Annotated in this window: 7 protein-coding genes; 6 read left to right on the top strand and 1 reads right to left on the bottom strand. The window is 45.8% G+C overall.

The features are described from left to right. The first annotated feature begins 245 nt into the window (after nt 1-245). The 6 genes from WH96_RS18200 to WH96_RS18175 all read left to right on the top strand — a co-directional run bounded on the left by WH96_RS18200 (nt 246) and on the right by WH96_RS18175 (nt 8,488). The gene (locus tag WH96_RS18200; RefSeq protein ID WP_047765663.1) at nt 246-2,540 is read left to right on the top strand and encodes a type I secretion system permease/ATPase; all 2,295 of its coding nucleotides are present in this window, start codon (nt 246-248) and stop codon (nt 2,538-2,540) included. A gap of 66 nt (nt 2,541-2,606) precedes the next feature. Further along, the gene (locus WH96_RS18195) at nt 2,607-3,935 is read left to right on the top strand and encodes an HlyD family type I secretion periplasmic adaptor subunit (RefSeq protein WP_047765662.1); all 1,329 of its coding nucleotides are present in this window, start codon (nt 2,607-2,609) and stop codon (nt 3,933-3,935) included. A gap of 254 nt (nt 3,936-4,189) precedes the next feature. Continuing rightward, the gene (locus tag WH96_RS18190) at nt 4,190-4,819 is read left to right on the top strand and encodes a transglutaminase-like cysteine peptidase (protein ID WP_156176855.1); all 630 of its coding nucleotides are present in this window, start codon (nt 4,190-4,192) and stop codon (nt 4,817-4,819) included. A gap of 57 nt (nt 4,820-4,876) precedes the next feature. Next, nucleotides 4,877-6,970, top strand: coding sequence for an HD-GYP domain-containing protein (locus WH96_RS18185; RefSeq protein WP_053006127.1), 2,094 nt, complete (start codon nt 4,877-4,879; stop codon nt 6,968-6,970). 12 nt (nt 6,971-6,982) lie between these two features. Next, nucleotides 6,983-8,038, top strand: coding sequence for a trypsin-like serine peptidase (locus tag WH96_RS21570; RefSeq protein WP_053006126.1), 1,056 nt, complete (start codon nt 6,983-6,985; stop codon nt 8,036-8,038). A gap of 183 nt (nt 8,039-8,221) precedes the next feature. Beyond that, nucleotides 8,222-8,488, top strand: coding sequence for a hypothetical protein (locus WH96_RS18175; RefSeq protein ID WP_047765661.1), 267 nt, complete (start codon nt 8,222-8,224; stop codon nt 8,486-8,488). 140 nt (nt 8,489-8,628) lie between these two features. Here the strand turns inward: WH96_RS18175 and WH96_RS18170 are convergent. Beyond that, nucleotides 8,629-12,642: beta strand repeat-containing protein (locus tag WH96_RS18170; RefSeq protein ID WP_047765660.1), on the bottom strand; the 4,014-nt coding region annotated here is incomplete at its 5' end.

The following is a 12,642-nucleotide window of genomic DNA, read 5'->3' as shown; positions in this document are numbered from 1 at the left end:
CTTATCTGCGAAGTATGCTATGAAGCCTGTATATTGTTTTGAATTATCGCTTAATTCTTGAAATATTTAAGATTAGTTTGCTTAAAAACAAAGAAGCAGGCGGTCTTACTCAACTATTCGTTAACCTTAAACAGGCAAGCTAAGCATAGGTATTAAGGTTAACAGATAGACTATATGATTTTGAACCAAGGTCCTACACTCCCTTAGGGCCTTGAATACTCTTTTTCGGGGGAAACGGGGATAGAATGAGTTCTGAGAATACGGCGAGCAAACCCAAGAATGCTAAAAAGGGTTCCGCAAAAGAGAAAAAAGCTGAAGGGCAAGCCAAGCAACAAGCTGCAGATGCTCTGAAAGCAACGGAAGTGATCGACGATGGCGTTCCACCCAAAGCAGAATGGCAGGTCGACCCTGGCTCTGTAAATTTCGAAGATCCACTGCTTGAATGTGTCTATATGCTCGCGTCAATGATGCAGAGGCCTATTTCGGTCGAAGCTCTTAAAGCAGGACTTCCGCATAGTGACGCACACTTCACCCCCGATCTTGCTGTCCGTGCAGCAGAACGTGCTGGTTTAACAGCAAGAACCGTGCGCCGGGCAACGATCGAAGATATTCAACCTGTTACACTTCCTTGTATTGTTCTGCTAAAACAGGGTGGTGCTTGCATCCTTCTGAATTACACCAAATCTGGCAAAGCGAATATCGCGATACCAGAAGGGCGGGGTCAGAAAGAAATTACAGTCGCGGAGCTACAAGAACAATACACTGGCTATGCGATATTCGCACGAACCGAGTACAAATTTGATTCTCGTGCATCTGATATTCAACTTAAAAAACCAAAAGCCTGGTTCTGGGGAACCTTGATCAAGTTCTGGCCGATTTACAGTCATGTTATGCTGGCTTCGATTTTGATCAATATGTTTGCTATTGCCAGCCCATTGTTTGTCATGAACGTTTATGACCGCGTTGTACCAAATGGTGCCAGTGCGACCCTTGCTGTTCTAGCGATCGGGGTAACAACAGTCTTCCTGTTTGAATTTATTATGAAAAACTTGCGCACCTACTTGGTTGATGTCGCGGGTAAAAATGCTGATGTAATCATCGCCAGCCGTCTGCTTGAGCAACTTATGGCAATGAAACTTTCCAATAAGCCCCCCTCAACCGGGGCGATGGCAAACAATCTTCGCGAATTTGAGTCACTTCGTGACTTCTTTACCTCAGGAACCCTGGTTGCACTGATCGACTTACCTTTTATTTTCCTCTTTATCTGGATTATTTCGGTTGTCGCTGCCCCACAGGTTGCCGTGATACCATTGATTGTTGTGCCTCTGGTTATTCTGGTTGGTGTGGTTCTTCAAATTCCGTTACGGAAAGTTATTGAAAAAACTCATAAAGAATCCAGTCAAAAACACGCCTTATTGGTTGAAACGATTGATGGTCTCGAGACCATTAAAACGACCGCTGCAGAAGGCCGCATTCAACGCTCTTGGGAACGCTTTGTCGGTTTGACAGCTGACTCAGCGGGTAAAGCAAAACTGCTATCAGGTATATCAACCACCTTTGCGCAACTGGCCATCCAAATGACAACAGTTGTTGTTGTTATTGTCGGTGTCTTCTTGATTATCGAAAAAGAAATGACTATGGGTGCATTGGTCGCCTCAAGTATGCTGAGCGGGCGAGCACTTGCGCCTCTTGGAACCATTGCGGGCATGCTCACCAGATTGCAGCAATCACGTGTAGCTTTGAAATCACTTGATAACATCATGAGCTCAGAAGTTGAGCGTTCTGAAGACAAAACATATCTTCATCGCCCGCGTCTGAGCGGTGAAATTGAACTCAAGAAGGTCACGTTTAACTATCCTAATCAGGAAATTAAAGCGCTGGATAACGTCAGCCTTAAAATAAAACCGGGCGAGCGTGTCGGTATCCTCGGGCGCATTGGCTCGGGTAAATCGACCATCGCCCGCCTTACACTGGGGCTTTATGATCCAATAGAAGGTTCCGTTCTGGCCGATGGTACCGACATTCGTCAGATAGATCCAGCTGATCTGCGCAGAAACATCGGTTATGTTTCACAGGATAACTATCTCTTCTTTGGATCCGTGAAAGAGAATATCTCTTTTGGCGCACCACATGTGGATGACCAGACAATTCTGCGTGCCGCATCTCTTGCCGGGGTTACCGATTTCCTGAAAACACATCCTCACGGGTTCGATCTTCAGGTCGGTGAACGTGGAATGTCCCTCTCAGGCGGACAACGACAAGCCGTTGTTATAGCAAGATCATTGCTTCTTGACCCACCAATTTTGCTAATGGATGAGCCAACAAGCGGTATGGATAACTCATCCGAAGCCGCCTTCAAGCAACGCTTGTCAAAAGCAGTCGTTGGGAAAACCCTGGTTCTGGTTACACACCGGAGTTCACTGCTTACATTAGTTGACCGTCTGGTTATTGTCGATAGTGGTCGGATCGTCGCTGACGGACCGAAAGCTGAAGTTCTTGAAGCCTTGAAACAGGGTCAAATCCGGGCGAGTGCCGGATAATCCCCTGAGGACACAAACCATTGAGAACAATCAGATAGAAATAAAGACACAAGGAAAAGGCCCATCATGTCTTCGATGTCTAAAAAAGACGAAGATCTATTATTTGCACCAGATCTACACGCCGCAACCCTTCGTAAGGGACGCCGCATCGCCTATACGCTTACCTTTACAGCATTTTTGTTTTTCCTTGTCTTTGGAACCTGGGCAAGTATGGCAGAATTGGATGAAGTAACCCGTGGTGAAGGCACCTTTATACCAGCACAAAAAACCCAGATCATTCAGAACCTTGAAGGCGGTATCATTACCGAGTTGATGGTCCAAGAAGGCGATGTTGTCGAAAAGGGAGATATCCTACTTCGCATTGATAACTCTCAGGCGACCTCAACGGTTAAGGATTCGAATGAGCAACTGAAAATTCTCTCAGCAACAGTCAAAAGACTTACTGCGGAATTGAATGATACGCCACTTGAGTATACAGAGGCTGAACACAAAACCGCACCTGACCAGGTTGCGGATCAAACCTCACTTTATAACGCAAGAAAACTTCAACAAGAGGCACAGATCAAGGTTCTTGAAAACCAGTCACGACAACGCCGTCATGAAGTATCAGAAGTCAAAAGCCGTATCGGACAACTCAGAAATTCTCTTGCTTTGGCGCGCGAAGAACGAAACATTACGAAACCTCTTGTCGACAAGGGGATTTCCCCCAGATTGGAACTTATTCGTATTGATCGTCAAGTCGCAGATCTCGAAGGTGAAATCAAAACATTACGGACAAGTCTTCCTCGTTTAGAAGGCGCTGTTCTTGAGTCAAAGCAACGCATTGATGAAATGGTTCTAACAACAAAAGCCGAGGTTTCTGACGAACTCAACAGATCCCGTGCTGAAATGAAATCTCTCAGCGAACGAGTTGCCGCCGGTGTTGACACCGTTCAAAGAACAGATATCAGGTCACCGGTTCGTGGTACGATCAAAGAACTCAAGCGCAACACTGTTGGTGGTGTTATTCGTCCAGGAGAAGATATCGTTGAGATCGTACCGCTTGATGACACTCTTCTTGTCGAAGCACAAATCCGCCCGTCTGATCGTGCGTTCCTTCGTTCTGGTCAGAAAGCCACCATTAAAGTGACCGCTTATGACTTCTCTATTTATGGTGGTCTGGAAGGAAAGCTAGAGCGTATTTCCGCCAGTACGATCAAAGACGAAGAAGGTGAAAGTTTCTACCGCGTCTATCTGCGTACAGCAGATAATAAAATCGTCAGTAAAGGTAAGGAACTGGAAATTATTCCAGGAATGACAGCAAATGTTGAAATTCTGACAGGCAAGAAAACCGTTATGGATTATCTGCTAAAACCAATCTTGAAGGCACGAGATTCAGCCCTACGGGAAAAGTAATAATTTGCCTTAAACTTGTTATGGTGAGCGTCTGCTCGGATGCTCACCATCAACACAACGTGAACGCGACAAATTTACATCTGTCACACCACAAAAATTAAGACTCTGTTAAGCGGTTCTTTGCCATTTTAGTAGCTACATAATTTTATTTATTTCTGGCGAACGCGACGCAGCCCTTGACCCACTTTAAGCCGTTACAAATTATAAAAAAGGCCGCATTAATTGCTTCCTTGGCTTCTGTCCTTGTGAACACGATGCCTATGGATGTTGCACATGCCCAGTCACTTGGTGATTTAGCCAAAGCAGCAAAGGGCAAAGGCACAGCGCTTTTCAGAACCGTTGAATTCAGATCCAAGTCATTCAAGGCCCTTCCGCAATGGGCGCGTGTCTTAAAAAAATCAAAGCCTGAAATCAAATCCTTTAACGCCTGTGCGAACAACGTCGCCAACTGTAAAACGCCACAACAAAAATCATGGCGAAAAATAATTCATGCTGCCAAGAACATGTCGCGGCGACAAAAGCTTGATACAGTAAATAAATTCTTTAACCGTTGGCCCTATAAACTGGATCATGAAGTTTATGGCGTTAGTGAATATTGGGCGTCACCCAACCAGTTCATGCGAACATCAGGTGACTGTGAAGACTATTCAATTGCCAAGTTTTATGCCTTAAAAGAACTTGGGTTTAGAGACAACGAAATGCGTATTGTGATTTTAAAGGATAGTATCCGTGGTATTGGGCACGCAGTACTGGCAATATACGAAAAGAACGATATCCTGATACTCGACAGTCTTTCAAACCTAATACTGACACATACAAAGTATCGCCATTATATACCTCAATATTCTATGAATTCGACGACACGCTGGGCGCATATCAAGTAAGATGATAAAAACACCCAAACATACAAATGCTCCCCGGGGGGGACAGAGCGGAAAACAATGAAGAAAAACGGTAAAGAGAAATTCGAATTTCACGCCATAAACGATGTGGCTTCATCCGAGCGTCCCGCTAATCGGCGAACTGTTGTCACTGCGGCCCTTGTTATTGGTGCCCTCATACTGCTGTCAATTATTGTTCCTGGCGTGATTATTAACGACAGAAAAAGTACTGTCATAGCCAAGGTTCAGGATAGACAGGAAATCCTCGCTTCCGGACGTAGCGAACTTGTTCAGACCTGGCTCGACTCTGTCCGCGCACAATCCGATAGGCTCGTATCAAATGAACTTTTCCGTCTCTTTGCTTACGAAGTAGATCTTGCGGGTGGTGACTTCACCCAAATCGTCCCGCCAAAACCGGACGAAGATCCTGATTCAAGCCTTGGCGTTTCACTCTTCGAACAGCTTCCCTTTATGGAGCGTGTTCTCACCGACTTTACCATCAACAGTGATTTCACAACCAGCTACCTATTTGGAAAAACCGGTATCGCCTATCTAACCAGTGGTGGTGCTGATCCTGTAACAGAACAGCAAAAGCAACTTGCCATGTCTGCATTCGGGCGCAAGGAAATCACTTTTGGCCCTGTACGCGTTGATTCATCAGGGCTGGTGATGGATCTCTTGTTGCCCGTACTACCCGCGCAATCAGAAGCAGATCAGGAAGAGCCTGTTGGCTTAATGCTTCTCACTTTTCCTGTCACCACAAAGTTTGGCGAATTCCTCTCACAACGTGCTTTATCGGAAGAAGGTGAAGTCACCAGAATGGTTCAGATTACCAATAAAGGTTTTCAAGAGATCACGCCACAGGACCCTGAACTAATCCGCGATATTACGCTGACGTCTAACAATGAAGATATCTTTGCTTTCGCCCTTCGTCCAACTATCGGGATTGCCGCGAAAGAAGTCTATTCCGTCGGCTCTCCCTTGATCCCTGATCAATTATGGATTTTTCAGGAAGTTGATCGCGTTAGTGCAGAAAAAAGCCTGATTGAATTCAGAAATATTGCCTATCTTCTTGCCGGATTTATTGTACTGATTGTTGCGTCTGTGTTCCTGGCTTTCTGGTGGCGTTTGAACAGCGAACACAACGGCGCATTGGCGAAACAGTTCAAGGATCTCGCTACACGTATTCATGCACAAAAACAATTGCTGGACAAAATCAATGGCTCGATTGCTGATTTCATCGGCCTGAAAGCAGTTGACGGTAGCTACCGCTATGTCAATCCCGCCTTTGCAAAAGGCGTTGGTCGTGAAGAAGATCAGCTTCTTGGCATGGATGATGCCGCTATCTTCGGTACTGGTACCGCAGCCAGAATGTCGATTAGTGACCAACGTGCCGTTTCTACCGGTGGTGTTGTTACCAACAACGAACGGGTTTTCCTGAACAATAAAGAGCATCACCTCCAAATCAGTAAAGTACCCTTTGTCGGTGAAGATAATCAGGTTTCCGGAATTGTCTCTGTTTTCCGGGATGTCACTGAGATTGTCGAAGAGCAGCGCAAAAAAGAAAAAGCTGTGAAACAAATGGTAACGGCTTTGGTGCGTGCCGTAGAACTTCGCGACCCTTACCTCGGGGGACATTCCCGTCGCGTATGTCTTTTTGCCCTCATGGTCGGAAAACGGATGAATCTGAGCGAACTTGAAATTTCTACGTTAGAGGTATCTTCAAATCTTTCACAGATTGGTAAACTGGCGATCCCAAGAAGCATCCTCAATAAACCGGAACGTCTAACTCCTGAAGAGATTTCTGAAATTCAGAAACATCCGGAGCATACGCAACAGTTGCTACGTGGGATTGATTTTGATTTGCCTGTTCTCGAAACAATCATGCAAATGCACGAACGACTGGACGGCAAAGGTTACCCCAAAGGGTTGTCTGGTGAAGAAATTCTAATCACAGCTCGTATTCTGGGTGCATGTGATGTCTTCTGTGCACGAATAGAACCTCGTTCTTATCGCCATGGACTAGAACCTCTACTCGCACTGGATATTCTGGAAGAAAACAATGATCGCTATGATACTGGTGTCATTAATGCCCTGAGGGATGTGGTTAATTCTGTCGAGGGTGAAAAACTCATCGCCTCTGTCCAACACTAGGCTTTATTATTCATGTCATTGAGATCCGGGCTGTTAAAAGCTTTACACGCCAAAGCAATACTTTTAACAGCCCTGTCTACTTCTCTTGTTTTCGCTATGAGCCCTAGCCAAGCCTCTCAAAAGCTGGCCGCACAAGAACGCATTCTCGTCAATGCGATGGAATATCCCTGGAGTACTATTGGCAGGCTAAATGCTGCTGGGCGCGCACACTGTACAGGGGCGTTGGTCAGTGAACGCCATGTCCTGACCGCCGCCCACTGTATCTATGATGCCAAGACAGGGCGATGGCTTGCGCCACAGGAACTGCACTTCATCGCAGGCTATCAACACGACCAATACAAGATACATTCCAAGATTAAATCCTATCGAAAATCTTCGCGGTACAAACCCAAGAACGAAGCCTCTGCCAGAAATACAGAAACGGATTGGGCTCTTTTAGAACTCACTGATCCCATAGGAAGTCAAACTGGCTGGTTAAAACTCAATGCCCTTAATGGATCAATTCGTAGTCGACTGAAAAACCGACAGGCCCGCCTGATCACTTCCGGTTATAGAGCTGGCGCACCAAACGCCCAGACAGTTGACTTTAACTGCGAGATTCCGAAGAAGTTTAAAGGTAACGACGGGATTGCTCACCAATGCTTCCTGCAAAACGGCGATAGTGGTTCGCCCTTGCTTCTCTATGACAAAAACACATTTTCCATTGTTGGCATAAACGTCATAGGACTGAGCGCTGATAACCGTGGCATTAATGATTACGTTGGCGCCTTGAACGCAATACGCTTTCACCCACAACACGGAAAAGATGATATAAGATCTGGTATCGGTAAACTCAACTTCCTCTGGGACAAAGGTGCTCTCCCCGCCTCAGGAAGTGAAGCCTCTATAACGCCCGAACAAACTATCGCCGCACTACTCTCCCGCCAGGGTTATCTGGCTGGAAAGCCCCGGCAAGCAACGCCAAATGCCATTACGGCCGCAGAAAACCGTTTTAAAAAGGCGAAAAAAATTCCCCCAAACCACACCGGAATGCAGCTTTTAGGCGACCTGATTCTCTCGTTAAAGTAATATAAACCAGATCAGATCTATTTTGGATATGAACAAAATCTTCTTCACGGCCCCATAATGTTTGCACTTCATTTGACCATTGAACTGTTACCATGAGCAAGAAAAGAACAGATAGACGTCGCTCAAACAGTACCGAAACGATGTGCAACCATATGGACAACTATTGTTAAAGGATTAGACCTCATGGAACATGTATTCACAGATGGCGTTGGTTCCATCACCGTTGTTAACGGTAATGTTCGCATTGAATTGCGCCAGATCGTCCGCGACCCGAATAATGTTGGCAAACTGATTTCCGAACCGACAACAACCCTGATCATGCCGCTATCCTCCCTCAAGGATGCAACAGTCAAGCTTGCCAACACCATGGAAAAAATACAATCCGACGAAAAAGCCAAAGCCCAAATGGAAAGCCAAGAAGATGACGAGGATGCATTGACGCAGTTGTAAACAGTATAATCTACATATAAATACCATAAAAACACCCCCTCTGATCAATCAACGATCAGAGGGGGTGTTTTTATGGTCACAACTCTAACGAAAGAAGGCACCCAAAAGGCGCCTTCTACATTTAACTAATCAGATTTATTTTACGTAATAGAGAACAGTATCTCCGCATCATTCTCATCAATAACACGAACCTGATCTCCCGCACCAAGTCCAACCCCTTGGATCGTAGCAACTTCATTGCCACTAACCATTACTGAAGCAGAATTAGTACCATTATTAAACACGATAGATAGATCCGTAGCAGCATGAGCTCCTAGACCATCAAGAACATCATGCAGATCAAGAATATCGCTTGTTGCTGCATTCGCATCTCCAGTACCCGAAGCAATATCAAAGTCAGTGATCGTATCTGCGTTAGCCGCACCATATTCACTAAAGACGAAGGTATCGTTACCAGCACCACCGGTTAGAGTATCGTTACCGGCACCACCAATAAGAATATCATCACCAGCAAGGCCGTAGAGGATATCGTCACCGTCATTACCAATCAGAGTATCGGCAATATCTGTACCACTTATTGTACTGGACACTGTGCCTTCAGAGGCATTTCCACCCGCAGAACCATAGACGCCATCCAGAACAGTACCGTCACTCAGAGTAATCGAGAAAGTAACCCCAGCACTCGCGAAGGCATTCCCGTTATTCCCTCCAAGATTATCGGTATCCGCACCAAAGGAGAAAGTATCTCCAGAAGTAAAGGACCCAGGAGAGAATGTCGCCGTTAGCGAGCTTGTATTACCGGAGTTAGGAGAGAAGTTCACATTTCCAGAGGAAACACCCGATGAATTATTCCCAAAGGCAGGGCCAAATGATCCCGATCCTGATAAATCAAAAAACGCATCAGAGTCAGATCCACCCCTAAGATTAATAGTTATGGACGTTATATGTTCACCAGCGGCACTCGCTGCAAAAGCAAAGCTAAAGAAGTTTGCATTCTGAAAGGTATCGCTGCCTGCAGCACGTGCCGTAATCTCACGCGTAACAGTATTACTATCACGACCAATCAAGATCTCATCTTTGCTCGTACCTGTAACAGTATCACCAGCTGAACCAGTCACATTGACTGTTCCGATCTGACCACTACCATCAACGCTATATTCAAAGGATCCAGTATAAGCGCCAGTTCCTGATGGGTCATACAAAATATCACCCGGCATAGAAACAGAACCACCAGTCGGGCTACCTACGTCGCTGATACTCGTCGCTGCTGCACCGTCATTGGCAAGAAGATCAGCTTCAGCAATCAGAATTGCATTACCTGATACATCATTTGTTAGAACGGTATCTTCACCAGGCGCTTGATGTGCACAAACTGTCAGAGTTGCTGTATGAGGAGAGTTATCTCCATCTACAACTGTATAGACAAAGTCTTCATCAAAATCACTGGTGATTGTTCCTGCCGTGTAGGTGTAGGAACCAGTCTCTGTATTAACAACCAAGGTACCACCACCAGCAGTCGAGATTGTAATAAGACCATCGCTAGTACCATCATTTGTATCTGTGTACGTAACGTTGTTATGAACAATTTGTGTAATGGCAACAGCCGTACCAAATCCGTCCGCACCGGCAGTATCATTGGCAAGCAGATTGCCGACCGTTGACCCCCCACCCGGTGTCGTACCAGAAAGAGTCGCATCCAAATCATCAAAGCTATCGATTTGGATAGGTGCATCAGCACCTGTTCCTTTATCGACATTACTCAAATCACCAAGAGCTGTCGTATTAACACCAACACCAATGATATCGACACCACTGCTTGATACAAAGTTATCCCAAGCTGTATAGGCAGCTGGTAGCCCACCCGTATCCGAAGTTGGTTCGCCATCACTGAGGAAGTAAATCCGGTTAACGGCTGCGGGATCAACGGTAAAGGTTGTTCTCGCGAGATTAAGCGCATCGGTATAGCTAGTTCCGCCGCCAGTCTGAGTGAGATTATTCAGTGCCGTAGATAAATCTGCAAAGTTATTGAAAGTACCATCGAACTGAGCATCTGAAGCAAAGGTAAAGAGAGACACAGAGGTTGATCCCGCACCATTGAAATATTGCTCAGCCGCGTTTTTAACTGCAGCAATCTGAAGATTCCAATCTGAATTACCAATACTACCACTTTCATCAAGAATGAAAGCCAGATTGTAATTACCAGAAGCAACATCAGCAAAGACATCAGCCTTGTCATTAACAGCAACAGGTGCATCATCCGCCAAGTTCAGTGTCAGCGTAGCTGTATCAGAAACACTTCCGTTTACAGCTGTTACAGTCACTGTTTCAGCGACAGGCCCACTACTATGATCTGCATCTTTCGTTAATGTGTACTCATAGGTACCATCAGCATTAATTTTCAAGAGACCATATTCAGTGTTTACAGTAGAACCAGCAGATGCGGTTGCAGGATTACCAACAGCATTTGTATAGCTAAACTCGGTAATTGAACCACTTGTCAGGGCGAAATCACCAGAAGTGCTTTCACCAACGCTTGCAGGATTACTACCCGTTACAGATCCCGCCCCCAAATCACCAGATTCAGTCGTCGTATCAAGGGCTGCTTCTGCAACATTAGCAGTAAGATCTCCAGGAATTAGATCAGGAATATCCTCTACAGTGATCGTAAGATCAGCTTTAGATTGATCTCCGTCACCATCCGTCAAGGTATACTCAAACACAGGGGCTACATTGGCGTTGATATTCCCCACAGCTGTAAAGCTATAAGAACCATCTTGACCAATCACCAAGGTACCTGCAGTGGTTACAATAGTATAATTGCCTACGGCTAGAGATCCAGTCGGGGAACCGATCTGGGTCGCACCGCCAGTCAGCGTAACCGCTGTGATATTTGCACCATCAGGCCCAAGTGTATCGGCCGCCAAACCGTTTGGTGTGCTATCTGGATCAATCGCAGTAATCACATTACCAGTTGTTGTTTGTCCTTCTGACACAGTATCTGTGTCACTGTTGGCAACCGGCACACCGTCTTTGATGCAAATCTCAAGATCAGCATGCGCAGTATCTCCATCACCATCAACAATCGTATAGGTAAAGGTATCAGACACTTCTGTATCGGTACCTGATCCAGGCAATCCATGCGTTACAGATGGTGCAGCCAGGTAGTTGTAATCACCAACAGAGTTCGCACCGCTATCATCAAGATAGATTTCCAGTACGCCCTTCGCTGTTGTTACAGTCAAAAGTTTCGTCGCATCATCATATGTTGCCGATGGAACCGGGCCTGCACCAGTTGTTGAGAGGTTACCAGAACCATCCACAGCAAAGGTATGACCTTCGATCTCTACTTGCGTAATACGATCCAGACCATCAGCACCGGCATCATCTGATGTTGTACCCGGCGTACCAGCTACACCCGGTGTATTCTCACCATCGGTAATCACATTACCAGATACTGATTCGCCAACCGTACCAGCCAAAGTTGCCGTCAAATCACTTGGATTTGTTACAACAATAGACGTTCCATCGCTGTCAATCTGGTTAAGTTGTGTCAGGCTTGCACCAGTACCAATGCCAACACCAATAACTTCAACACTATGTGTCGTTGACGGATTGTTATCAGGATCAGCAATTGCATTCTGCCAATTATTGACACTCGTTGTACTCAGACTACCGTTACCGTCAGAGGTAAAGTACACGCGATTTACCGTTCCTGCGATCTGCCCTGCTGTATCCGTTGCCAAATCATCAATTGCGGCATCGAGTGGATCATTAAAATCTGTGCCTGTACCTGCACCGTCAAAACCAGGCGTCAGGCTGTTAAGGAAAGCATTCAATGAAGCCAACCCACTGTCGCCTGCCCCGTTGAATGTATAGCTTGGTATTGTGTTAGATACATCACTGCCAAACGGAATAACTGTTACAGAAACAGGCACTCCAAAGGCTGCATACTGTGAATTCAATGCAATTAAAGCATCTTTAAGATCACCAAGTCTCGAACCTGGATTGCCATCCCCCATAGAACCGGACACATCCACAACATAAGTCAGGTTATAAGCAGGCGCTGATACCTCATCAACACACGCATGGTTATCAACAGCTACAGGAACACTATCCTGAACCGTCACGGAGAAGGTTGCACTGTCGGTACGCGT

It is taken from the genome of Kiloniella spongiae (assembly GCF_001026905.1).
Lineage (GTDB): Bacteria > Pseudomonadota > Alphaproteobacteria > Kiloniellales > Kiloniellaceae > Kiloniella > Kiloniella spongiae.
Note: the sequence above shows the minus strand (reverse complement) of the source record. Positions and strands in the feature narration are given on the sequence as shown.

What these genes read in the sequence shown, in the direction of transcription:
- WH96_RS18200 (WP_047765663.1), top strand. Translation starts at nt 246, where the DNA reads ATGAGTTCTGAGAATACGGCGAGCAAACCCAAGAATGCTAAAAAGGGT.
- WH96_RS18195 (WP_047765662.1), top strand. Translation starts at nt 2,607, where the DNA reads ATGTCTTCGATGTCTAAAAAAGACGAAGATCTATTATTTGCACCAGAT.
- WH96_RS18190 (WP_156176855.1), top strand. Translation starts at nt 4,190, where the DNA reads ATGCCTATGGATGTTGCACATGCCCAGTCACTTGGTGATTTAGCCAAA.
- WH96_RS18185 (WP_053006127.1), top strand. Translation starts at nt 4,877, where the DNA reads ATGAAGAAAAACGGTAAAGAGAAATTCGAATTTCACGCCATAAACGAT.
- WH96_RS21570 (WP_053006126.1), top strand. Translation starts at nt 6,983, where the DNA reads ATGTCATTGAGATCCGGGCTGTTAAAAGCTTTACACGCCAAAGCAATA.
- WH96_RS18175 (WP_047765661.1), top strand. Translation starts at nt 8,222, where the DNA reads ATGGAACATGTATTCACAGATGGCGTTGGTTCCATCACCGTTGTTAAC.